Consider the following 25358-nt stretch of genomic DNA (forward strand, 5'->3'; position numbering starts at 1 on the left):
GTATAGACCAGAATGAACAAGAGCTTGTCGGCGGCGGTTGAGAGTGCGGGATGTCGGCCAGCACCGGGGGCTCGCTGTCGACGCTGCCGACGCCGGCGCGACTTCGGCAAACACAACGCAAAAACCACCACGAGTTCATCAAACTCGCGACGCGTTAGCCCGGTCAGTGTCAGAAAATCTTTAGGGTTCCTTTTGAGCGTCTCGTAACTCAACATGCATAGTAGGATACCTTATTTTGAATAGAGTCTATTGTGAAATGTTGTGGCCTGGTCCCAGCCGTTGGGCGGCTTGGCGAGGGAGTCGTAAACAGCCTGCTCATGCCATTTGATCCCCGCGAATGGGTTTTGATGTTCGTGCTCCATGCCGAGCACGTGCCCGAGTTCGTGGAGCGCGGTGCCACGGCCGTACGGCGTAGTGAGATTCCAGCCGTACACCGTGGTCGGCTCATTCAGGGGCACGTTCAACACCTCCCGCCCGACCGCCGAGGCCGAGCTGCCGTCGGCCGTCGAATAGCCGATGCGTACTTCGGCCTCACTCAGTTGATCGACCTCCTGAAACTTAAGACCGATTCCAACGGCTTTCCACTTGTTGAACGCGTCACGAACCGCATCCGCCTGCGCCTTCGGAACGGCGAAGTGCCCCGAGCGGAAGAAGCCATAGTGCAGCACCGTCCCGTTCATCCATTTGGCTCGCGAAAGGATGATCGCTGCAGCTCGGCGCGGGTCGGCGGTTACAGACGCGGGAAGTTGAGGCGCCGTCCGCGGCAACATCCGGCAAAACGGCTTCTGACCCTTTTTCGATGCCGCAGCCCTGGACGACGTAGTGCTTCGAGTACGTGCCATTGACAGACCCTCCTGTTAAAGTGGTTGACAACGATCCGGTACTGGACATATGTCACGTGCCGTTCTCATCCGGCCAACTCTACGGGATGTTATTCCGTATGGGGCCGGACCACTTAGGCCTTCTGGTTGCGGGCTAAGGCGGGCATCATCTGTGCGGCGGGCCTATATCGAGTCACGCTCCTTTCCGGCCCCGTACGAGTACGGTTTGATATTACCATAGGCTTGCAGGAGCGCCTTGTTTAGTCCATTGTGGGCGGATCGCAGGACCTTCCGTTATTGCGCAAGCGCCGATCAAACAGAATAATGCCGTGCCGGGCGACCTCGCTATCGCGAGTTAGCGGGCAGCGTCGCGTGCCGTAACCGACCGCGCCGTCAATTGAGCGGGAAGCCGCCGCGTCTATGGATACATCTTCTCCAACATCCGGGGATATGCGATTGCCTCGCGCAGGTGGTGAATGTCGGTGATCCAGGTCACCGTGCGTTCGACGCCGAGTCCGAAGCCGACGTGCGGCACGCTGCCGAAGCGTCGCAGATCGAGGTACCACTGGTACGGCTCGCGCGGCAGGTTGTGCTCCTTGATGCGCTGCTCCAGCAGTTCGAGGCTCGCCGTGCGCTCGCCGCCGCCGATGATCTCGCCGTAACCCTCGGAGGCGAGCAAGTCGGCGCTGAGCGCCTTGTCCGGCTCGTTGGGATCCACTTCCATGTAGAACGCTTTGACTGCCGCCGGGTAGTGGTGCACGAACACCGGCCGGTCGTAGCGCAGCGAGAGCGCCGTCTCCTGCGGTGAGCCGAGGTCGTCGCCAGGGATCATGTGCACGGAGGCGTCCTCCTGCGCGTTCAGCCACGTCACCGCATCGTCGTAATGCAGGCGCGGGAATGGCGGCAGGATCGACTCCAGCTTCTTCGTGTCGCGTTCGAGCACCTTCAGTTCTTCCTGCCGCGTCTCCAGCACCCGCGCGACGATGTACGCGATGAACTGCTCCTCCAGCGCCAGCAGGTCGTCGAGGTGCGCGTAGCACCACTCCGGCTCGACCATCCAGAACTCGGTCAGGTGCCGGCGCGTCTTGGACTTCTCCGCGCGGAACGTCGGGCCGAAGCAGTAGACCTTGCCGAGCGCGGCGGCGTTCGCCTCGTTGTATAGCTGGCCCGACTGCGTCAGGTACGCCGGCTCGCCGAAGTAGTCCACGGCGAACAGCGTGCTGGTGCCTTCAACCGCATTCGGCGTGAAGATCGGCGTGTCGACGTTGATAAAACCGTTGGAGTCAAGGAAGTCGCGGATCGCCTTGATCACCGTGGCGCGAATCTTCAGGATCGCGGCTGGGCGCGCGTGCCGCACCCACAGGTGACGGTTCGCCATCAGGAACTCGATGCCGTGCTCCTTCGGGCCGATCGGGTAGTCCTTCGCCAATTGGACGATGTTCAGCCCGCTCACACTCAACTCGTAGCCGCCGGGTGCGCGCGGGTCGGCACGCACTTCGCCGGTCACGCTGAGCGACGACTCCTGGCTGGCCGCTTTCGCGGCGGCGAACACCTCCGGCGTGACGGCTTTCTCGAACACGGTGGCCTGAATCAGCCCGGTGCCGTCGCGCACCTTCAGGAACTGCAGGCGGCCCTTGTCGGTCTTGTCCGCCAGCCAGCCGTCCAGTGTGACCGTCTGCCCGACGTGGTTGGCGATATTCTTGATGTGTACCTGGTCAGTCATAGGTGTCTCCTGCGATGAAATGACGAAAACAATCCGCGAATAACGCGAATCGACACGAATCAAAACTACCGGCGCCCTGCCACATAAACGGCAGAGGACAATATCTGTGCAGTGTCCGTTGTCACGTCGATTATACCGTATTCATGCGCGTCGCGGCCACTCTCCAAACGCTCCGTGAATAGCGGCAAGCTGCCGGAGCGCACCAGCCGGACATACAGTGTAGGGGCGCATCGTGATGCGCCCACGAGCCAGGCGGCCGAGCATCGCACTCTTTGGGGTGTCGCGAGCCGTCCCTACGCTGACTCCGACATTAGACGGTTACGACAGTTTTGCGGTATGGCCGCGCGCATCACGGACTTCCGATACCTCTGAGATGTTCATGGCTCACCGCAACCGTTCGCGCGCCCGCGCGAAGATCGCGTCGAACATCGGCGCGGTCAGGCGTTTGGTCTGCGTGTTCTGGCGGCTCGGATGATAGGTGGCGATGAGCGTGTACGGTCCGATGACGTACTCCGCGCCGTGTGCGAAGCGCGGGCGCGGCGACGGCAGTTCGACGCCCGACTCGGCCAGCGCGACCAGCAGGCCGTCAAAGCCGATCTTGCCGAGCGCGATGATGACCTGCAAACGCTCCAGTAGACGCAGGTGATCGATCAGGTACGGGCGGCAGTGCGCGATCTCGCCCGGCGTCGGCTTGTTGTCCGGCGGCGCGCAGTGCGCCACCGCCACGATATACAGATCGCGCAGCGTCAGGCCATCGTCGCGGTGCGTCGAGTGCGGCTGGCTGGCGAAGCCGGCGCGATGCAGGGCGGGCGTCAGGAAGTCGCCGGAGCCGTCGCCGGTGAACATGCGGCCCGTGCGGTTGGAGCCGTGCGCGCCGGGCGCCAGCCCGACCATCAGCACGCGCGCCTGCGGATCGCCGCAGGCGGGCACCGGCTTGCCCCAGTACTCCCAGTCGCGGAACGCCGCGCGCTTCTCGCGGGCCATCCGCTCGCGGTGTGCAACGAGGCGCGGGCAGAGCGTGCACGCCACAATGCGGCGATTGAGCGCATCCAGCGACGAAACACGGCGAGGCGACTCGCTCATGCGGCCGGTGCCTTTCGGCGGAAGCGCGCCGGCAGCAGCAGGCGCAGCGTGTCGCGGTCCTCCGCGCTAAACGTGCGCGTGCCGAGCAGCACAGCGGCATACTCCAACAGCGCCAGCGGCATCGCGCCGAGGAACGCCCAGTCACCCAGCCCCCACATCGCACCCCAGCCGGCCAGCACGCCGCCCATTGCCGCCGCGCCGAGCGCCGGCCGCCAGAGCACGTCGAGCCAGTTCACGTGCCCGACGTGGTTGCGCACGCCCCGGTAGAACAGCGCCAGCAAGACCAACTCCGAGCCGATCGTGATGACGGCCGAGGCCTGGTAGCTGAAGATTGGGATCAACAGCAGGTTCGCGCCGATGTTGAAGATCGCGCCGATGACAAACGTCCAGGTCAGGAACTTCTGCTGGTTGACCGCGATCAGGACGTAGTGGGTGATGTTGTTGATGAACGAGAACGGCAGGAAGCCGATAATCAGCCGCAGGGCGATCGCCGAGTCGGGCAGGAACTTCTCGCCGCCGAAGACGAACATGATGAAGTCAGACCAGGCGAACGAGAAGACCATGATCGGCATCGCGATGACCAGCAGGTACTTCAGTGATTTCAGGTACGCCCGCATCAGCGCGTCCGGCGCGCCCGCCGCGTAGCGCGACAGCACCGGGAACAGCGCAATCGTGAACGTCGATGGCAGGATGTTGATCCCTTCGAGGTACTTGTACGTCGTCGAATACATTCCGACCGGCACGTTGCCCTTCATCTGCTGGAGGATCAGCACGTCTACGCGGTTGAACAGCCGCGAAAGCATGTCGTTCAGCATGAGCGGGTACGAACTGCGCACCAGGTCGCCGGAGAACTGCGCCGAGAACTCCGGGCGCGGCACGAACTGCCGCCGCGCGAAGATCGCCAGCAGGATCGCCAGGGTCGCCACGTTCGTCGCGATATTCGCGCCCGCCAGCCCGACGAACCCGTACCCGGCCAGCAGCACGAGCGTGCCGACCGTGACCTTCATCAGCGTCGTGATCACCGTCACGACCGCCGGGTATTCCATCTGCTCGCTGGCGTAGAAGATGGCGCTGAGCGAGGCCGCCATGCTCGACGGCACCAGACCGATGAACAGCAGCCAGATCGCCAGCGCCGTGTCGGCCGACTGCCCCGACGCCCACAGGTATGCGGCCAGCAGCGGCACGAGCGCGGCGATCAGCATGAAGCGCATGATGCCGGTGTTCGACAGGTAGCGGTTGGCCAGCCCGCGCTCGCGCGACACGTCGCGCGTGACGAGCGTGCTCAGGCCGAAGTTGACGACGATGTCGCAGTAGCCGATGATCAGCGTCGCTGCCGCCAGCTTGCCGGCGTTCTCGACGCCGAGCACGCGCAGCATGTAGAGCGTGAAGACCGTGTCGATGCCTTTGTTCAGCAACTGCGCCAGCATCGGGAACGCCGAGTTCTTCAGCACGCGCGACGCCGAGCGGTCATGCTCGGCATGCGCCACCGGCTTGCGAAGCGACCAGAGCGCGTAGCCGCTCGTCAGCAGCAGCGCCATCAGCGCAAAGAACGAGATCGCACCGCCGAGCCGGAACGAGAGCGGATTGTAGCGGAAGCGCACCGTCTGCCAGTTAGGTCCCGGCGCAAGTTCAACAGCCCGGAAGTTGCCATTGGCCGTGACGATCGAACGTTCCAGTTCGCTATTGTATTCTGACGAGACAAACACCTGCCAGCCATCGAAATTTGCATCGGACAGCACGAGCCATTCCGAGCATGTAACGTAAACGTCGATCACCACCTCGGTTGCTGTGTATTTTCGGATCTCGGGCGCAGGCAGAGGTGAGCACGACCCCCATCCCAGGTTCTCGGCTCTACCTTCAAACGGAAGTAGGATATTGAGACGCGGATCAAGGCTCTTCAATTGATCAAGTGACTGCAGACGGTATGAATTAGTGCTTGGGATAACGAACGCGCGCGGCATGACCTGCTCATTCTGATAGATGTTCAGTTCGCCGGTGTAGACGCGCGTGAACTTCGGCAGGCCGGACAGGTCCTGCGTCGTCAGCACGTACTTCACGTTCGCCAGATCGACCAACGCCGATTCGAGCGAGCCGCGCCAGTAGAACGGCGCGATACGGTTGTAGATCAGCTCGCCCTGCGTCTCGACGAGGCTGATCCAGTCATAGTACTGCTTCGGGATGATCGAGTCGTAGCCGCGAATATCCTGCAGGCCGTAGAACATGCCGACGTTGGCGTTGAACACCTTCTCGCCCGGCTTGTCCAGCGTCGCGATGCGGAACAGCGATTTGTCCTGCTGGAGGAACTGCACGGCCGGCGGCGTGAACTTCAGCAGCGCGGGATCGGCGGCGGTATAGAACCCGTTGCCCGCGATGAACAGGTCGGCCACGACCAGCGCGGCTGCCGCCAGCGGCCAGCCGCGCGTCGCGCGCCGCGCCAGCAGGACGATCCCGCCCGACGCCATCAGCAGCAGCGCGAGCTTGAGCAGGTTGATCGCTTCGTACGAGAAGAACGCGCGCGCGTCGGGGTAGGCGCGCTGCGCCAGATCGGAGCCGCGCAGGACGCGCTCGGCCACGGCCAGGAACGGTCCCGGCACAAACTGGCTCGCCCCGAGCACCAGCAGCAGCGCACCGCCCGCACCAAATGGCAGCCAGCCCCACAGCCGGTGTACCCGCTGGCGGTCGAGCAGCCACTGCGCCCCGACGCCGGCCAGCAGGGCGACGCTCAGCGTGAACGGGTAGACCCAGCGGAACGGGCTGTGCAGTTGGCTGAAGCCGGGCAGCGTGTAGAACAGCAGCGCGTACAGCGGCGTGCCGAACACGAACGCCAGCGAGAGCGCCGCCAGCACCGCCAGCGGCAGCACCGGCGCGAGGTACGGCGCATCGGGTTTTCGGTTGTGTAGGCGCGCGGCAACCGCGATCAGCGCCAGCAGCAGCGGCAGGATGCCGATGTACGCGCCGGCCTCGACATAGTTCTTGATGCCCCAGAAGACCGTGCTGGCCGGCTGGCCGTTCGCATCCTGCGTGAACGGCTGCACCTCGCGCGTCCACCAGTCCACAAAGCCATGATGCGACGGGTTGCCGTAGAAGTCGGGGATGAAGAAGGTGGCGATCTGGCGCACCGGATACGCATACCCGGCAATCGTGGTGTACGGCTGGGAGCCCTCGCGCGCCGAGTGCGAGACCAGTTCAAAGAGCGGAACGATCTGCAACGCCGCCAGCGCCGTGCCTAGTGCGACGAGCGCGATCAGCGGCAGCCCCGCGCGCAGCAGCCACGCCGCGCGCGCGCGCCAAGCCCCGGCGTTCGCACCCGAAGCGAGACCGCGCCACGCGCCGTAGAACGCCATCACGAGCAGATTGTAGTAGCTGACCTCGACGTGCCCGGCCAGGTACGAAACGCCGAGCAGCAGCGCGCCGGCCGCGATCCAGCCAGCCACCACGCCGCCCCGCGCCCCGTGGTACTGCGCCACGACCAGCTTCTCCACGACGAGCAGCAGCAGCGGCAGCCAGCACGCCGCGCTGATGACCATCGGGAAGACGACCGAGACGAGGAGGAACGCGCTGAACTGGTACGCCAGCGCGGCGATCAGCGCCGGCACGGTATCCAGGCGATGTGCGCGCGCGAAGAGGTACATAGCCGCACCCGCGATGCCCAGTTGCAGCGCGACGAACCAGCCAAACGCCAGTTCGACCGGCATCACGAAAAAGAGCGCGAAGAACGGATACAGCGCAGACTGCTGGCCCGCCGCCAGAAACGGCAGACCGGTGAAGAGGTTGGGGTTCCAGAGCGGCAGTTCGCCCTGCCGCACGGTATTTACGATGAACTGCTTCCAGGCGTAGTTCTCCAGCAGCAGGTCGGACAGCAGATCGTTATGCGGGACGGTCACGCCGACCTGCGCGGCGTAGGCGCTCCATGGCGGGAACGCAAAGAGGTTGTCGGCCGGCACGAGTGTGCGCCCGCCCAACGTAACAGGCCAGAGGTATGCGATTGCGAGAAGGAAGAAGACCGGCAGGACCAGGCGGTCGGACCGTTTCACGCCCCTCACCCACCGGCGACGGTGCGCCCGAAGCGGTAACGCCAGCGGATCTCGAGCACGCGGAACGCGCCCTCGAGCTTGACGCCCATGTCCATCTTGCTCTGTCCAATGCGGCGGTCCTCGAAGTGAATCGGCGTCTCGCAGACGCGGAAGCACAGCCGCTCGCACAGGAACGCCATCTCGACCTGGAAGCCGTAACCGCTCGACTTGATATGCGAGAGGTCGATCCGTTCCAGCGCCGAGCGGCGCCAGCACTTGAAGCCGGCGGTGGCGTCGCGCACCTTGAGTCCGAGGAACATCCCCACCCACACGCGGTTGGCCCAGCGGCTCAGGAAGTTGCGCCAGGCGCTCCAGCGCTGGTCAACGCTGCCGCCCGCGACGTAGCGGGAGCCGACCACGACGTCGCAGTCCGCGATCTTCGCGATCAATTGCGGCACATACGCCGGGGAGTGGCTGAAATCGGCGTCCATCTGGATGATCAGGTCGGCGCCATCCGCCAGCGCCTGCCCGAAGCCGGCCACGTACGCCGCCCCCAGACCGCCCTTGCCGGCGCGGTGCAGCACGGACACGCGGCCGCCGCTGTGCGCCTGCAGTTCGTTGGCAATGCGGCCGGTGCCGTCCGGCGAGTTATCGTCCACGATCAGCACACTTAAGTCCGGCTGGTCGAGCGCCAGCAGCGCCGCGCCGATCTTCTCGATGTTGCTGGCCTCGTTGTAGGTGGGTATGACCACGACGGTTTTCATCAATAAGCGAACCTTAAAACGCGCGCGGCGGTCCGGCCCATGCCTGCGCAGAGTTCCGCGCCATTATACACCGGCCAACCGCAAACGGCGAATATGCGGCGCGAAATCCAGCAATTCTCATTTTGGAGTCGGCTGCCAATATGCCCCCTCATCCCCTGCCCCTGCTCCCCCGCGCGCGCGGAGGAGCAGGGGAAAAGCTAACGGGGAGGGCAGCGCCACTTTTTCGGCGGGCCAGCTTGCGTGACAAGCGCCGGGGAGCCAGCGCATCGCAAGCGGCATTGGAAAGTACCCGTACAAAGCCAAATTGAGAATTGCTGCGCGAAATCGGCGCGGCGTATTAGCGCGGACGCGACCGATGCGTTATAATAGCGTCAGACTGCGGTCACAATGCTCACACACATAAGCGTATGCCAGAAAAAATCCTGTTGATCGAAGGCGTCCGCACCGGCGGCGACGAGCTTGCCGGCGCCCTGCAGGCCAAGGGGTACACGCTCGGTACGGCGCACTCCAGCAAGCAGGCGCTGGAGCGCATCCGCGACGACCGGCCGGACCTGATCATCCTCGACACGACCGCCACCCGGTTCAACGGGCGCCGGCTGTGCGCCACGCTCTACCAGCGTTTCGACGTGCCGATCATCGCCGTCGTCGGACGCAAAGGCCCTGAGTTGGAGCAGGCCGATGCGAACGTGAGCATCCCGATCAGCATGCGCAAACTGTCGGCGGCGATCCGGCGTATCCTGAAAATCAAGCAGCCGTGGATCATGCGCCAGGGCGAGCTGGTGCTCGACCTGAAGAAGCGCACCGTGGCGCGCGGCGGGCGGGCGCGCAAACTGCGCCCGATGGAGGCGCGCCTGCTGCGCACGTTCATGCGCCGCCCCGGCGAGTTGATCACGCGCGCGGAACTGATGAAAGCCGTGTGGGATACCGATTTTACCGGGGACACGCGCACGCTCGACGTGCACGTGCGCTGGGTGCGCGAGCGGATCGAGGATGACCCGAGCGAGCCGCAGTTGCTCGTCACCGTGCGCGGCCAGGGCTACCGGTTGGACGCCTGACGCGTCGCACGTTCCGAAAAGCCAAGAGCGAGGCCCCGGCGGGCCTCGCTCTGTGTCTTCTCCTCGCGGGAACAGCGAGCCAACAGGCTACTTCGCTGCGCTGTTGAATTTCTTCATCAAGCGGGATTTGCGGCGGGCCGCGTTATTCTTGTGAATGACGCCCTTCGCGACGGCCCGGTCGAGCTCGCTGACGGCGCGCTTGATGGCCTCAGCGCCGCCCCCGGCCGGCTCCAGCACCGCCACGTTCGCCTTCTTCACCGCCGTCCGCACGCTGGAGCGCACCAGCGTATTGCGCACGCGCTTGCGCGCCGACGAGCGGATTCGCTTGATTGCCGACTTCGTATTAGCCACACATCCTCCATGAAATCCAATGACGCCCATGCGTAAAGCGAAGGCAATCATACCGTTTTTTCGCTGCTTTGTCCAATCCGGCTATCCGGCCACCACGGCCTTTTCAAAGTCCGTGCTGTGTCTGCCCCCCTCCCAACCTTGCCCCGTTCGCAAACACCGCGAACAGGAGAAGGAGCCAATTCCCTCCCTTGCAACGCTGATTTTGCGTCGCGGGGGAGGGCCAGGGTGGGGGCTGGTCGACTTTGAACAGACCCTGAGCCGGCCACAACGCAGGCTGAACCTGTCGAAGCCTGAAAGCCCGCCAATGCCCTTCGACAAGCTCAGGGCACGGCCGCGAAAGGCTCAAGTTACGCGCGAAGCGCAGCGACGGCCGCGTTACGGCAGATAATTCAGCGGGTTGCGCTGCTGCCCGAAGTAACGGATCTCGAAATGCAGGTGCGGGCCGGTGGAACGGCCGGTGTTGCCCGACAACCCGACCGACTGCCCCTTCCGCACCGTCTGGCCCGGCGTAACAAGAATCAGGCTCAGGTGCGCATAGAGCGTCTCGAAGCCATTGCCGTGGTTCACCATCACGTGCTTGCCGTAGCCGGCATCGTCATTGGCGACCAGCACCACATAGCCGCTGTCGGACGCCAGCACCGACGTGCCCTGTCGGGTGCCAATGTCGATTGCGCGGTGACCGGTCCAGAACTGCTGGGTCAGCACGCCGCCGATCGGCCATCCGAAATTGCCGCTGCCCTTCGTCGCGTTTTCCGGCACCGAGCCGCTGTAGGCGTAGACCACCTTCGGCTGATACGGCTTCTCGCCGCCCGGCACCATGAGCTTCTGCCCCGCCATCAGCGCGAACGGCGGCGTCAGCGCGTTGAAGTCCAGACCGGTAATGGCCGATGCGTCCACTTTGTACTTCGTGGCGATCGCCTGCACCGTGTCGCCGGACGCCACCGTGTGCAGCACGCCGGTCGTCGGCGGTACGACCAGTTCTTGTCCGATGCGCAGAAACTCCGGATTCAACTCGACCCGATCGTTCGCCCACAGGATCGACTCGGGGCTGATGCCGAACCGCCGGGCGATGCCGACAATCGTATCGCCGCCGATGACGCGATAGGTGATCAGGTCGAGCCGCGGCTGCTTCGAGCTGTCGGTGTGCATCAGCGGCAGCTTGACCAGGTAGGTGGGCGGAATCTCGCGCAGGTCAGGCGGCCATGAGCTACTCGAGCCCGGCGCGCTGACCGGGATCGGCGCAGCCGTCGCCGTGGGCACGGTCGTCGGGTCGGCCGGCGGCGCCGCCTGCGTGACGGCCGGAGCCGAGGCGCGGCCGCCGAGCAGGGCCAGCAACAAAAACAGCGCGAACACCGGCGCAGCCAACGCGGGCGCCCGTCGCGTCATCGCGCGTTGTCCTTGCCCAGGTTGTCGACGAATTCCTTGTTACTTTTGGTCTTCTGCATGCGCGTCAGCACCAGTTCCAGCGAATCGCTGCCGCCGATCGCCTCGACCATGCGGCGCAGTGTCCACGCCTTCGGCAGGACATCCGGATCCAGGATCAGGTCCTCGCGACGCGTGCCCGAGCGCTCGACCTCAAAGGCCGGGAAGACGCGGCGCTCGGCCAGCCGGCGGCTCAGGTGCAACTCCATGTTGCCGGTGCCCTTGAACTCCTCGTAGATCAGGTCGTCCATGCGGCTGCCGGTGTCGACCAGGCAGGTCGCGATGATCGTCAGGCTGCCGCCCTCTTCGATGTTGCGCGCCGCGCCGAAGAAGCGCTTCGGCGGGTAGAGCGCCGCCGGGTCCACGCCGCCGGACAGCATGCGGCCGGAGGCCGGCACCGTCAGGTTGTACGCGCGGGTCAGGCGCGTGATCGAGTCGAGCATGACCACAACGTGCCGTCCCGATTCGACGAGGCGCTTGGCGCGCTCGATCGCCATTTCGGCCACGCGCACATGATCGGTCACCGGATCGTCGAACGTCGAGGAGATCACCTCGGCCTCGACCGAGCGATCCATGTCGGTCACCTCTTCCGGGCGCTCGCCGATCAGCGCGATCATCAGGTGCACTTCGGGGTAGTTCGCGGAAATGGCGTTGGCGATGTGCTTGAGGACGGTCGTCTTGCCGGCTTTGGGCGGCGAGACGATCAGGCCGCGCTGGCCGCGTCCGACCGGCGCGATCAGATCGAGCAGGCGCGTCGTCAGCAGGCTCGGCTTGGTCTCCAACTTGTACTGCTGGTTGGGGAAGATCGGCGTCAGGTTCTCGAAGTTCGGCCGGTTCTTCGCTGTCTCGGGGTCCTGAGCGTTGACCGTCTCCACGCGCAACAGGCCAAAGTATTTTTCCGTGTCTTTGGGGGGCCGCACCTGCCCGATGACCATGTCGCCCGTGCGCAGGCCGAAGCGGCGGATCTGCGACGAGGAGATATACACGTCCTCGGGGCCGGGCAGCAGGTGGTCGGAGCGCAGGAAGCCAATGCCGTCCTGCACCGTTTCGAGCACGCCGCCGCCGAAGATCAGGCCCTGCAGTTCGGCCTTGGCGCGCAGCAGGCGGTAGATCAGGTCGGTCTTCTTGAGGCGGCTGTAACCGGCGATGCCCGCCGCACGGGCCATGTCCTGCAACTCGCTCAGCGTCTTCTCCTCAAGTTCGTTAATGTTAAGGTTCAGACTGGCGAGGCTTGATTCTTCAGTTTGCGTAGCGATGGAAATCCTCCTGGCGTGATCGCCGGACTAGCGGCCTTGCGGACGCAGCATCCGACACGCCGAGATGGGGTCACTCAATGGCTCACTGGCCATCTGGGGTAAGCAACAAATGCACTAGCAATCCGCGCACCAGAGCGCGCCAACACAGCATGGTCCAATAGGGTACTACCAGCTACAAAAGGAGGCTAAAAGTTCGAAAACGAAAATGATGGGGGCGAAAAGGTGACGTCAGCCGAAATTACGAAGTTAAGTATAGCAGGAAGTGGCACGCTCGTCAATTACGATATTTTCAGAAATGACGGGTGAGGCGCGGGTTGGGGTCCGGCCCGGCGGTCGAGCAATTGCACAAATATGGCTGCGACCGAAACCATTAGCGTGGCGAATTACACGGTAGGGGCGAAGCATCGGCGCATGGTTCTGTGCCAGCCCTCGCGTTCGCGCCGATGCTTCGCCCCTACTCCGAACCGAAACCGGCGGGCAGCGTAAGCCGCCCATCGCGCGCAACGATCCGGCCGCGTTTCACCACCAACGCGCGCGGCGGCTGGTCCACTACTACCTGCGCCGGCGTATCGCCCGGCACGACGATGAAGTCGGCCTGCCGGCCCGCGGCCAGGCCGTAATCGCTGTCGCTCATGCGCGCCGCGCCGCCATAGGTCGCGATGTCCAGCAGCGTCTCGATCTCCTCATCGCGCCGCGCGTTGATACGCCAGCTCAACAGATGCAGCCGATTGAGTATATCGACCTTATTGTTCGGTCCCCAGCTGTCGCGCACGCCGTCGGTGCCGGTGCAGAGCGGCACACCCGCCGCATGCAGTCGCAGCAGCGGCGGAAACGCCGACGGCCCGGAGCCAAGCGACATCACCGTGATGCGCGCCTCAAGCAGCATGTCGATCAGGCGCAACAGGTACGCCTCGTCGATCTGTCCCAGGCAAAAGCCGTGACTGAGCGTCACCCGGCCCTGCATGCCCAGCGCCTTGGTGCGCTCGACGATCAATTCGACCGCGAACGCCCCGAGCATGCCCGGCTCGTGCACGTGAATGTCGGCCTCGACCCCAAAGCGGTTCGCGATGCCAAACACGGTGTCAAGGTGCCGCACCGGGTCGCGATCGACCGTGGACGGATCCAGCCCGCCGATGGCATCGGCGCCGCTGCGCACCGCCGCTTCCAGCAACTCGACCGTGCCGGGGCGCACCAGCATGCCCGACTGCGGAAAGGCAACCGTCTGCACGGTCATCACATCGCGGAAGGCGTCGCGCGCGGCGAGCACAGCCTCCCAGTGCTTCAGACCCGCGTCGGTGTCGATATCCACATGCGTGCGCACGTGCGTCGTGCCGGTTTCCAGCGCGGCGCGCAAGAACTGCGCCGCCTGCTCGCGCGCATCGAGGTTCAGCTCGCGGCGCAGCCGCCGCTCGGTGGACGAGTAGTCCACGATCGTGCGCGTCAGCGGCACCTGGTTCGGCAGCCACGGCCGCCCCAGCAGGTTCTTGTCGATGTGCGCGTGCGCGTTGACCAGTCCCGGCAGCACCAACTGGTTGCCGCCGTCGATCGCCGTCAGGTCGGCGGCCGCGAGGCCGGGGCGCAGCTCGCGGATGACGCCGCCGCGCACCAGCAGGTCGGACGGCGTGCCGTCCGGCAGCCGGATATTGGTGAGCAGCAGATCGCCGTTCATGCCGTCCAGCGCAAGCCCGGCGCGGCTAGAGCCCGCGCCGCCGCGGCACCCAGGCCGTCGGGTTGTTCCACTCCGCCGCTTTCCACGGCATCTTCTCCGGGCGCACCAGCGGAATGATCTCCTTGAAGAATGCCAGCCGCTCGGCGTCGTCCATGCCTTTATACTGTTCGGCCGTGTCGAGGTTCTGCTCCAACTGCGCCATGCTCTCCATGCCGACGATAACCGTGCTGACCGGCAGACTGAAGGCGTAGCGCAGGGCGCGCACCGGCTCGTGCGTCAGGCTGCCGAGCCCCATCACCTTCATGGCGATAGTCGCGACGCCCTTCGCATTGGCCAGCGGCAGAAACTCCTCCGCGAACGAGAGGATGAAGTGGTCGAGCGCCGACAGCGCGATCAGCGTGCTGTCGAACGGGAAGCGCTTGATCGCCTCGACCAGAATCTGCGGGTCGGTATGGCACGAAATGCTGATGTTCCGAATCAAGCCCTCGTCGCGCGCTTTCAGCGCCGTCTCAATCGCCCCGCCCTTTCCGAGGAAGGCGTTCAGACGCGCGAAGTCCCAGATATTGTGGAAGCGCCATTCGTCAACATAGTCGGTCTGCAGGCGCTTCAGGCTCGTCTCCAGTTGGCGGCGCGAACCGTCGGCGGTGGTGTCGTACGTCTTCGTGGCAATCCACATCTCTTTGCGGCGATGCTTTGCCACCAGGCCCAGCCGCGTCTCGGCCTGGCCGTCGGAATACACATACGCCGTGTCGCAGTAGCGAATGCCGCGGTCAATCGCCGTGTTGACGATCTGAACCGCTTGCTCCTCCGTGCACTTGTGCGCATCGACGATGCGCTGGCCGCCGAACGAGAGAATCGGGAACGACTGGCCGGTCTTACCGAATGGACGAGTTTCCATGCCGTAGGCTCCTCAGAAGAATGTCGCTATGCGGCCATCGGTTGGCTAGATCGACGCCGACGCCCCGTATTTCGCACTGCCTTTCTTGCGCAGTCCGATATCTCCCGCGAATGGGAACGGCAGCGTGCCGGTCGCCTCCGAACTGTCCCACACCATGCCCTCAAGGATTTCGATGCTCAGTGTGGTTCCCGCGTCGATCGACGCCGGGTCGAGCACCTCGGTGAGCCCGAAGGCGAATGTACCGGACCCGCCGTCCCCGATGACCACCGAGCCTTTCTTCGCCGTCTTCGTACCCTTGACCTGCACGCTGATACGGTCGTCGAAGGCGATCGAGTTCGTGCTCTGCACCGTCACGGTGATCGTCAGCGTGGGGTTCTTGCGCTGCAGCGCGTCGACGATGTTCTTATGCGCGTCCGGCGACTGGCCCTTGGCCGCCGGCAGGCTGCGCAGGAGCGTGCTTACCGGCGCCGCCATCGCTTTCTCCACCGTGTCGAACGCCGACCACTGCTGGGCGCTCAGGATGGCGATCGGCTGATTGGCGTCGAAGACGGGCGGCGGTTCCGTCGCGACCGAAGAAGTCGCGCTGCCGCCGGTGCCGGTCAGCGTCGGGCTGATCGCCGTGTGCCACGGCACTTCCCAATTGGTCGACTTGAGGTGGATAATCGCTGCGGCGCGCTTGGCTGCCAGCGACAACGAAAAGCGGTCCTGCCCCTTCACCTCGGTCAACGATCCTTCGCCCGATTTGACGTCGAGCGAGAAACCCGGGCGGTCGGTGAAACTGACATCGGCTTCGCGGTTGCCGTCGCCCAGGAACTTGGGCTGGGAGAACCAGGGCGCGTAGGTCGCGCCGCTGACAGTGCCCTTTCTTGGATCATACTCGCCGGCCGCATCGCGCGTCTTGTCGGCGGAGATGTGCTTCTCTTCGAGGACTTCGCCGGTCGGGTCGCCGCCCTTGCGATACACGCCGATGCGGTCGGCGCCCATTAATGCTTGAATCGGGCCGGTTTCGATATTTTGGTTATCGCCCAGCGTGACATCTTTGTTGAGCGTCACGTGCGCGCTGAAGTTGACATCCGGCGCCGTGACGCGCACCTTGTCGCCCTGCGGCGCCGCGCTAACGTTGCCGGCCAGCTTCAGGTCGCCGCCGGTGAAGGTAAGCATGCTGGCATCCAGCCCAGTGGCCGGGGTCGGGGACGGTGAACCGCCTGCCGGGGCCGGGGCGCCGCCTGCCGGGGCCGGGGTGCCGCTTGCCGGCGGCGTGCCGCCATCGCGCTGCACCGCGATCGGCGTGCGCGATTGCACCAGACGCTGCACGGCGCGGTTGCCCACCACGCCCTGCATGGCAATCAACCGCGAACGCTGGACGCTGCGCGGCACATCGGCGCGCGGGTCAAACCCGAGGCCGACTGCGGCCGGCCCGGACGATTGTTCGGTCGGGTCCGGCGACTGCGGCGTGGCCGGCTTGGCGCTTTCGTGCGCGGCGTGATCTTGGCTCATGAGCGGATAGTCGGACGGGCAGCGGCGCGCCCGGTGAGTACATCGGGCCGTCGCGCCGCATGTTGAATGCCAGCCATCATGTACAGGTACGGCAAGTATAGCACACTAACTCGCGGGCGGCTGACCGAGCGTTAGGCAGAATGTCGAGCCTTTGCCGGCGCCCTCGGATTCAACCCAGATGCGGCCGCCATGTGCTTCGACGATGCGCTTGACCAGCGCCAGCCCGATGCCGGTGCCTTCCGAGCGCGGGTCGAGCTTGTCGAACAGCCCGAACACGCGCGCCTGGTAGCGCGGATCGATGCCGATGCCGTTGTCGCTCACGGTGAACACTGGGGGCCGCGGGCCGCCCCGGCGCGCGCCGATGCGGATGCAGGGGGCGGGCTGGTCGCCCATGAATTTGGCGGCGTTGTCCACCAGGTTCTCGACGACCTGCATCAGCCGGATGCGGTCGCCGCACACCGCCGGCAAATTCGGCTCAATCTCCACCCGGATGTTGCGGGCCGTCAGCCGCCCGGCCACCAGCGATACCGCTTCCTGCGCGATGACATCGAACGGCAGCTCGACGGAGGCCGCCGCCTGCCGCCCCGTGCGCGAGAGCATGAGCAGCTCGTCGAGCATGCGCTGCATCTTGCTCGTGGCATCCACAACGCGCTGCATGTCTTTCGCCATGCGCTCCAGGTCGCCGCTGCGCGCATCTTCATCGATGTAGCCGAGGAAACCGCGGATCGTGATCAGCGGGGTCTTGAGGTCGTGCGAGACGGTATACGCAAAGCGCTCCAGTTCGGTGTTGCGCGCTTCCAATTCGCCGATGAGCGTCTCGCGCTCGGCGGCCGCGCGCCGCGTGTCGGTGATATCGCGCCCCATCGCCTGCACTGCGGTGACCCGCCCGGCCGCGTCCGGCAGCGGCTGCGTATACCAGGCATGCCAGCGTGTTTCGCCGTCGGCGCGGACCGTTGCATACTCGAGCGAGCGGGCTTCGCCGGTGTCGAAGCGCGCGCGGGTGCGTTCACCCACCGGCGGGCGCTCGTCGCGCGCCGCGAAGTCGAGAAACGACCGGTCAAGCACGTCGGCGCGCACCCGGTTAAAGTAGCGACAAAACGCCTCGTTCGCAAACACGAGCGTCGTGTCGGCCCGGTAGCGGCAGATCAGGTCCGGCGTGCTTTCCACGATGGCGCGGTAATAGCTTTCCGCCTCGCGCTGGGCCGCCTGCGCGCGGCGTAAGCGCTCCACCTGCATTTCCATGTGACGCGCAAACAGGAAGAACAGAAAGAGCGGGATGAATAGCAACTCGATATACTCGTCGAAGCTGTCCCACTGCCGGTAAGCGGTCGTCAACTCAAGCAGGTGCGCCGTGGCGACAAACGCGTATGCCCACAGGCACACCATCAAAAATATCTGCGGCGCGAATCCCAGCCGCGCGCGCGGCAGGCGCGCCGCCCGCACCGCCGCCAGCCCGAACGAGACGATCGCGATAGCCGACAGTCCAGTCAGCAGCAGGTCAATGCTCATGCGCGATCCTCGCCGAGTTCGCGCACACCGGCCAGGAAGCAGATGCCGGCCGTCGCAATGCAGGCGAACTTGATCACGCTGTGCTCCGTCGCCCACAGCAGGTCTTCGGCCACGCAGGACACGTAGCCCAGCAGCAACACGCCAAAACCAATATAGAACCAGCGCGAGCCGGCCGCCGGTAACCGGCGACGCACGGCGACCAGGATGATCGCCGCGCCAATGGCGTAGAGCATGTTCAGGATGTCCACAGGCAGGTTCATGGCTGCAATCGTTAGTCCTCCCTTTCGGTTGACGCGGGCGGCGCCGGCAATGTAAAGCAGAACGTCGAGCCGTGGCCGGGCCCTTCCGACTCCACCCAGATGCGCCCGCCGTGCACTTCGATAATGCGCTTCACCAGCGCCAGCCCGACGCCGGTGCCTTCGCTGCGCGCATCGAGCTTGTCGAACAGACCAAACACGCGCGCCTGGTATCGCGGGTCGATGCCGATGCCGTTGTCCCGCACCGTGAAGACCGGCCGGCCCGCGTCCGTCATGCGGGCGCCGATCTCGATGCGCGGGGCCGCCTGGCTGCCCATGAACTTGGCGGCGTTATCCACCAGGTTCTGCACGACCTCGACCAATCGCAGCCGGTCGCCATGCACGACCGGCAGGTCCGGGGCGATCTGGACGACGACGTTCCGCTCGGCCAGGCGGCCGCCGACCAGCGCCACCGCCTCGCGCGCCACCGTCTCGAACGGCACATCTTCCGGTGCGTTCATCTGGCGCCCGACGCGCGACATCTCCAGCAACTCGTCGAGCAGGCGCTGCATCTTGCCGGTGGCATCGTTGATGCGCCGCATGTCCTGCTGCAAGCGCTCCCACTGCCCGGCGCGCGCGTCCTGCTCCACGTAGCCCAGGAAGCCGCGCATGGTGATCAGCGGGCTTTTGAGATCGTGCGAGACGGTGTACGTGAAGCGCTCCAGTTCGCTGTTGCGGTCTTCCAGTTGGCTGATCAGCGTTTCGCGCTCGGCGGCGGCGCGGCGGCGCTCGGCCAGTTCCGCCTCCAGCGCCTCGAACAGCCGCGCGCTTTCGATGGCGATGGCGACCTGATAGGCCACGCCAACCAACAGGCTGACATCGGCCACGGTGTACCGCTTCGGCTCGTATGACTGCACGGAGATCACGCCGAACACCCGCGACTCGAGCGCCAGCGGCGCGACGATGATCGACTGGGCCACGTGTGTCAGATCGCCAAGGCGCATCGCCGGTGGTGTGTCGGGACCGGTGGGCACGCCGTCACTGAAGAATATCGGCGCCCGGCTTGCAACGACGCGGGCGGACAGCGAGTTGCGATCGAGCAGACGCGATGGCGTCGCGTAGCGTACCCCACGATCGATGACCACCGGGAAGCTGAATTCAGCCTTCTGCGGGTCGTACAGCGATACGAAGAACACATCGTGCGGAATCAGACGCGTGAGCTGGACGCGCGCCGCTTCCAGCACGTCGTCCAGCTTGCGGTGCATCGACACCTCGCGGCTCAGCTCGAGCAGGTTGCTCAGACGCTCCTCGGCCTGCCGCCGTTCGGCCAACTCCTGCTGCGCCGATTCAAACAACTCCGCGTTGCGGATCGCCACCGCCGACTGGTAGGCGATGCCCATCAGCAAGTCGACGTGCGAGGCGGTGTAGCGGTCGTATTCGTACGATTGCACGGACAGCGCGCCGATCGTGTGCCCCTCGACCACCAGCGGCAGGTAGATCAGCGATGCCGAGGCGCGCGCCCGATCGCCCATCCGCCGAGAGACCGCCTGCGCGACCTCGGCGGGCGTGCGCTTGAGCAGCATCGGCTGGCCGCTGCGGATCGTCTGCGCGAGCAATGTGCTATTGTCCAGCGGGTCGGGCGCGCGCTGGTAGCGCTGCCCGCCGTCACTCAGGTAGGGGAACGTGACTTGATCGCGCACCGCATCATACAGGGCGACAAACAGCGCATCGACCGGCATCAGTTGCTGAATCTGCGCGTGCACGGCGACCATCACCTCTTCGAGACTGCGGCGGGTCGAGACCGCGCGCGACAACTCGAGCAGGGCGCTGAGACGCTCTTCCGCTTGCCGCCGCTCGGCCAGTTCGTGCGCGGCCGAGTCGAACAGTTGCGCACTGCGCAGCGCGGCCGCCGCCTGGTTGGCGATGCCGCCCAACAATTCGGCGCGCGCCGGGCTGTAGGCGTCCGGCGCATACGACTGCACCGACATGACGCCGATCGTACTGCGGTCGGTGATCAGCGGCGCAAATAACAGCGATGCCGGCTTATGGTGCGGGTCGCCGATCACCCGCGGGTGCGCGGCCGCAATCTCGGCCGGCGTGCGATGCAGAAACACCGGTTCACCCGACTGCATGGCACGCGTCGCGAGCGGCATCGTGCTCTTCGGCATGCGCAACGGGGGATAACGCACACCGCCATCATAGATAGTCGTCCATTCAATTTCATGAGTTGCCGCGTCGTCAAAGCCGATCAGGAACACGTCCGCCGGCAGCACGCGGCGGACGCGGTGGTAGATCGCTTCCAGCGCCGTGTCCAGATTGTGAATCGACGAGACTTCGCGGCTGATCTCGGCCACCACACTCAGGCGCTCCTCGGCCTGGCGGCGCTCGATCAACTCTTTCTCGGCCGACTCGAATAGTTGCGCGTTGCGAATGGCCACGGCCGTCTGGTTGGCGATGCCGGTCAGCAACTCGAGGTGGGTTGCCGTGAACGCGTTGCAGCTGTATGAATGCACACCCAGCATGCCAATCGTATCGGGCTCGCCCGGCAGTGGCGCGTACAACAGCGAGGCGGGTTGCCGGTTGAGATCGCCCGTTATGCGCGGCGGCGCATTCCGGACCTCGTCGGGCGTCCGCAGTATGCGCATGGGCTGGCGCGATGCCACCACCGCGTGCATCGCCGCACTCAACCGATCCAACGGCAAATCAGGCGTTTCATAGCGCCGGTCGCCGTCATAGAACAATGGGTAGCGCAGTACGCTGCGCGTTGCGTCAAACAGGCTGACCGCAAAGATGTCGGCGGGCATCAACCGCTTGACCTGCGTATAGATCGCCTCCAGCACGGTATCGAGCGTGTGAATCGACGAAACTTCGCGGCTGATTTCGGCCAGCACACTCAAACGCTCCTCGGCCTGGCGGCGCTCGATCAACTCTTTCTCGGCCGACTCGAATAGCTGCGCATTGCGGATCGCCACGGCCGTCTGGTTGGCGATCCCGGTCAGCCAATCCAGATGCGCGTTGGTGAATGCATTGAAACGATACGAGTGCGCGCCCAGCAGGCCGATAACGCCGTGCTCGCTCATGATCGGCACATCCATCACCGACGCCGGTTGGCGGCCGAGGTTGCCGACCACGCGCGGCGGTACGCGCAAGACTTCGGCGGGCGTCCGCAGCACAAGCGTGGGCTGCCCCGACAGCACGGCGGGGGCGGCCGCGCCCAAATCCGCCTTCGACACCTCCCGTGATTGGTAGCGCTGGTCGTCGTCGTACACTAACGGGAATCTGAATGTTTCCCGCTCCGGATTGTAGAGCGCGGCGACGAAAATGTCGACGGGCATCAACTGTTTGACCTGCGCGTAGATCGCCTCCAGTACGCCATCGAGACTGCGCATGGACGATACTTCGCGGCCGATTTCGGACAGCGCCCGCAGGCGGGCCTCGGCCTGCCGCCGCTCGGCCAGTTCCGCCTGGGCCGCGTCGAACAACTGCGCGCTGCGCAGCGCAGAGGCGATCTGGTTGGCGATGCTGCCCAGCAGATCCAATTCCGGCTCACCGTATCGGACATGCGTGTCGTACGACTGGACCGAGACGAGGCCGATGATGCCGACATCGGTCGCCAGCGGCGCGTGCATCACCGAGGCGGTCATGCGCGAGGTGTCGCCCATGGTGCGGATGACCGCTCGCGCCACATCCTCGGGCGTGCGATTGAGCGCGTAGGGCGTGCCCGTCGCGTACGTCTGCGCCATGTTGCTGCGGCCGTCCAGCGGCACGCGCGCGGCCGGATAGCGGCGGCCGGCGTCGAAGACGACCGGCACCCGCAGTTCCGACTGCGTCTCATCGGCCAGCCCGACGAGGAAGATATCGAGCGGCAGGAGCTTCTGCACCTGCACATATAACATCTCCACCATCTCGTCCAGGTTGCGCATGGATGAGACTTGACGCCCGATCTCGGCCAGGCTGCGCAGGCGCTCTTCCGCTTGCCGCCGCTCGGACAGTTCGTGTTCCACCGCCTCGAACAGTTGCGCGTTGCGGATCGCCACCGCCGCCTGGTAGGCGATGCCCATCAGCAGGTCCACGTGCGCCGGCGTGTACCGGTCGTATTCGTACGATTGCGCCGAGAGCGCACCGATCGTTCGCCCTTCGACCACCAGCGGCACGCAGATCAGCGACGCCGACAGGCGCGTCGGGTCGCCGAGCGGCTGCCCCTGTTCGACATCGGCCACCGTGCGGTTGACCAGCACGGGCCAGCCGGTGCGAATCGCCTGTGCCAGATTGGAGCGGCTGCTCAGCCGGGCCGGTTCGTGCGTATACCGTATGCCGCCGTCGCTCAGGTACGGAAAGGTAACCTGGCCGCTCGCGGCGTCATGGAGCGCCGCAAAGAACGCATCCGCCGCCATCAACTGCACCACCCGCGCATGGACGGCGGACAGCACCTCGTCCAGGCTGAGCCGGGTAGACACTGCGCGCGCCAGTTCCAGCAGTACGCTCAGGCGCTCTTCCGCTTGCCGCCGCTCCGCCAATTCGTGCGCGGCCGCCTCGAACAACTGCGCGTTGCGGATTGCCGTCGCCGTCTGGTTGGCCACGCCCACCAACAGCTCGACGTGTCCCGCATCATAGGCATTCAAACTGTACGATTGCACGGAGAGGTAGCCGATGCAACCGCGCTCGGCCACGAGCGGCACATAGATGAGCGACGCCGCAGCGCGCGACTCCCGGTCGACGCGGCCAAGCGCAGCCTGAGCGATCTCGGCGGACGTTCGGTTGATCAGGGCCGGCGTGACCGACTCGATCACGCGCCGCGTGATCGGCGAAGCGGCCTCCGGCGCCACGGACTCCGCGCCCGCATAGCGCCGCCCGCCGTCATAGATGACCGGCCACGACACCAGGTGTGTGTCCGGGTCATAGAGGCCGACCAGGAACACGTCGAGCGTCACCAGGCGATGCACGTGCGCATAGATCGACTCGAACACGGCGTCGAGCCCGCGCAGGGTCGCCACGCTGCGCCCGATCTCATTATAAACGCTCATGCGTTCGGCCTGCACCTGCGCGGCCGCCTCGGCCGCTTTGAGCGCGGTAATATCCAGCAGCGTGCCCAGCGCGCCGGCCGGCCGGCCCGCGGCATCGCGCACCAGGCGCAGGGCGAGCAGCACTTGCCGTTCCACGCCATCCCGGCGAATAAGCCGGCACGCAACCTGCGCCTGGCCGTTCTCGCGCGCCGCGCGCATCGCATCGCGCACTACGGCCTGCTCGTCCGCCGGCACAAACGTCATCCAGCTATCGGTCTTGGGCGTGAACTCCGCGGGCGACACGCCCAGCATGCGGTATATCTGCGGCGACCACGTGGTCTGGTGAGAGCGGTTATCGAGCGAAAAATGCCCGACGTTGCCGACCTCCTGCGCCAGTTCAAGCAGTTGCTGGTTCTGCCGCAGCGCGTCCTCCACCTGCTTCATCGGCGTAATGTCGTACTGCGTGCCTTCAACGGCGATCGGTGCGCCCTGCGCGTCGCACACCAGGTTGACGGTCAACGCGGTAATGATGATGGCGCCGTCTTTGCGGCGCATGCGACTCTCGCGTGCCTGCACCGCGCCGCCAGACAGCACGGTCTGCACGACCACCGCGCGGTCGGCTTCGTCGGCATACAGATCGACCACGCTCATGCCATGCAGCTCGGCGAGCGAGTAGCCGAACAGGTGCGCCGCGGCGCGGTTAGCCAGCAGAATGCGCCCGTCGAGCCCGGCGCGTATGAAGCTGGCCGGCAGCTCCTCAAACAGCCGCTGGAAGCTCGCCTCGCTTTCGCGCGATGCTGCCTGCGCCTGCTTCAGTGGCGTAACGTCGTACAGCGTGCCTTCGACGCCGGCCGGGCGGCCCTGCCCATCGCGCACCAGGCTCAGCGTCGCTTCGATGTCAAGTAGCGACCCGTCTTTGCGGCGCATACGCACTTCGTGGTTCCGCACCTCCCCATCCGCGACCACCTGCGCGACCATCGCGGCGCGATCGGCCGGGTCGGGGTACAGGTCGCGCGCGTTCAACTGCATGAACTCGTCGAGCGGATAGCCAAAGATGCGCGCGGCGGCCGGGTTGCACAGCAGGATGCGGCCATCGATAGTCGACGCGATGTAGCTGCCTGGCATCGTATCAAACAGGCGGCGCTGGCGCTCCTCGCTGGCGCGCAGCGACGCGTCGGCGTGACGCCGCTCGGCCAGTTCGCTCGCCGCGCCGTGCAGGGCGTTGTCTATCAACCACGTGTACAGAAACAGGCGCTGCCCGGCCAGAACCAGCATCGCCGCCTCGGCGAGCCAGGCAAACCAGGGCGCCTCATTGTCGATCATGGAAGCGGGCAGCCAGCGCCCCAGATCGGCCACCAGAGTCAGCGTCAGTAATGCCGTCAGGAACAGGGCCACGCGAATCATGGCCGGGCGGCTCACCAGCAGTCCGGCCGTCAACAGCACCACAAACAGGCCGATCACCAACGGGCTTTGCACCCCGCCCGACAGGACGATGGCCGGCGTGATGAACAGCAAGTTGATGACAATATGAATGCGCGCGGATATGCGCAGCGGCAGGCGGCTCGAAACCCAGAAACTGAATAGATACGCGAGAGAGAAAAACAGCACGACGCCGGACATCGGCAGCGGGCGCGGCAGGGTCAACGCAACCAGCGGGAGCACCGCGACGGTGGCGAGCAAGTCGGCGACGGCGATACGGCGCAGATAGTACGGGCGCCAGCTATCGGGATCGTCGGTGCGGAACGACGGCAGCAGAAAGTAGCGACGTAGTAGGGCCAGCATAGCTTGTTCCAGACGGTATCGCTGGACGGTGTAAGTTGATTATAGCCTGCACGGCCGCGATTTCAAGCAGGGTGCCGCGGTCCCAGCAATTCTCAATTTGGCTTTGGGCGGGTACGTTCCAATGTCGGCTTGTCATGCGCTGGTGTTCAGGTGCTTATCACGCAAGCCAATTCGACGAGTAATGAGTGCTTCCCTCCCCCCGACCCCCTCCCAACTTCGTTGGGAGGGGGAGCGATTCGATGGGGAGGTGCGCGGCGGCGGCGCCGCCGCGCACCT

15 protein-coding genes are annotated in these 25358 nt (G+C 65.3%); 1 reads left to right on the top strand and 14 read right to left on the bottom strand.

Annotated features, from left to right (window positions below; translation table 11 throughout):
* Nucleotides 1-230: 230 nt before the first annotated feature.
* The 5 genes from HZB53_19905 to HZB53_19925 all read right to left on the bottom strand — a co-directional run bounded on the left by HZB53_19905 (nt 231) and on the right by HZB53_19925 (nt 8404).
* Nucleotides 231-680 carry a hypothetical protein gene (locus HZB53_19905; GenBank protein ID MBI5879918.1) on the bottom strand — a complete coding sequence of 150 codons (450 nt, stop codon included), beginning with the start codon at nt 678-680 and terminating at the stop codon, nt 231-233.
* Nucleotides 681-1239: 559 nt separating this feature from the next.
* The gene (gene asnS, locus HZB53_19910; protein ID MBI5879919.1) at nt 1240-2544 is read right to left on the bottom strand and encodes an asparagine--tRNA ligase; all 1305 of its coding nucleotides are present in this window, start codon (nt 2542-2544) and stop codon (nt 1240-1242) included.
* 384 nt (nt 2545-2928) lie between these two features.
* Nucleotides 2929-3627, bottom strand: a complete 699-nt coding sequence (locus HZB53_19915; protein MBI5879920.1) for a uracil-DNA glycosylase — start codon at nt 3625-3627, stop codon at nt 2929-2931.
* Nucleotides 3624-7661 (bottom strand): flippase, encoded by a 4038-nt coding sequence (locus HZB53_19920; GenBank protein MBI5879921.1) that lies wholly within the window; start codon nt 7659-7661, stop codon nt 3624-3626. Before HZB53_19920 ends, HZB53_19915 begins: the two co-directional genes overlap by 4 nt.
* Before the next feature lie 5 nt (nt 7662-7666).
* Nucleotides 7667-8404: a polyprenol monophosphomannose synthase gene (locus tag HZB53_19925; protein MBI5879922.1), complete on the bottom strand. Its 738-nt coding sequence runs from the start codon at nt 8402-8404 to the stop codon at nt 7667-7669.
* A gap of 407 nt (nt 8405-8811) precedes the next feature.
* Here HZB53_19925 and HZB53_19930 point away from each other — a divergent pair, with 407 nt between their 5' ends.
* Nucleotides 8812-9459 carry a response regulator transcription factor gene (locus tag HZB53_19930; protein MBI5879923.1) on the top strand — a complete coding sequence of 216 codons (648 nt, stop codon included), beginning with the start codon at nt 8812-8814 and terminating at the stop codon, nt 9457-9459.
* An 87-nt stretch (nt 9460-9546) separates the two neighbouring features.
* Here HZB53_19930 and HZB53_19935 read toward each other — a convergent pair whose 3' ends face one another.
* The 9 genes from HZB53_19935 to HZB53_19975 all read right to left on the bottom strand — a co-directional run bounded on the left by HZB53_19935 (nt 9547) and on the right by HZB53_19975 (nt 25082).
* The gene (locus HZB53_19935) at nt 9547-9810 is read right to left on the bottom strand and encodes a 30S ribosomal protein S20 (protein ID MBI5879924.1); all 264 of its coding nucleotides are present in this window, start codon (nt 9808-9810) and stop codon (nt 9547-9549) included.
* 375 nt (nt 9811-10185) lie between these two features.
* On the bottom strand, nt 10186-11196 hold the full coding sequence (locus HZB53_19940; GenBank protein MBI5879925.1) for a peptidoglycan DD-metalloendopeptidase family protein: 1011 nt from the start codon (nt 11194-11196) through the stop codon (nt 10186-10188).
* Complete coding sequence (rho, locus tag HZB53_19945; protein ID MBI5879926.1) at nt 11193-12488, bottom strand: transcription termination factor Rho; 1296 nt, start codon at nt 12486-12488, stop codon at nt 11193-11195. Before rho ends, HZB53_19940 begins: the two co-directional genes overlap by 4 nt.
* A gap of 454 nt (nt 12489-12942) precedes the next feature.
* Nucleotides 12943-14157 carry an amidohydrolase family protein gene (locus tag HZB53_19950; GenBank protein MBI5879927.1) on the bottom strand — a complete coding sequence of 405 codons (1215 nt, stop codon included), beginning with the start codon at nt 14155-14157 and terminating at the stop codon, nt 12943-12945.
* Between the two features lie 25 nt (nt 14158-14182).
* Nucleotides 14183-15055: an aldo/keto reductase gene (locus HZB53_19955; GenBank protein MBI5879928.1), complete on the bottom strand. Its 873-nt coding sequence runs from the start codon at nt 15053-15055 to the stop codon at nt 14183-14185.
* 45 nt (nt 15056-15100) lie between these two features.
* Nucleotides 15101-16552, bottom strand: coding sequence for a hypothetical protein (locus HZB53_19960; protein MBI5879929.1), 1452 nt, complete (start codon nt 16550-16552; stop codon nt 15101-15103).
* Between the two features lie 105 nt (nt 16553-16657).
* A complete protein-coding gene (locus tag HZB53_19965; protein MBI5879930.1) occupies nt 16658-18061 on the bottom strand; it encodes a PAS domain-containing sensor histidine kinase in 1404 nt (467 codons plus the stop codon).
* A complete protein-coding gene (locus HZB53_19970) occupies nt 18058-18321 on the bottom strand; it encodes a hypothetical protein (protein ID MBI5879931.1) in 264 nt (87 codons plus the stop codon). Before HZB53_19970 ends, HZB53_19965 begins: the two co-directional genes overlap by 4 nt.
* 11 nt (nt 18322-18332) lie before the next feature.
* Nucleotides 18333-25082: a GAF domain-containing protein gene (locus HZB53_19975; protein MBI5879932.1), complete on the bottom strand. Its 6750-nt coding sequence runs from the start codon at nt 25080-25082 to the stop codon at nt 18333-18335.
* Nucleotides 25083-25358: the final 276 nt, after the last annotated feature.

This window comes from Chloroflexota bacterium (genome assembly GCA_016235055.1).
In the GTDB taxonomy this organism is placed as follows: domain Bacteria; phylum Chloroflexota; class Anaerolineae; order JACRMK01; family JACRMK01; genus JACRMK01.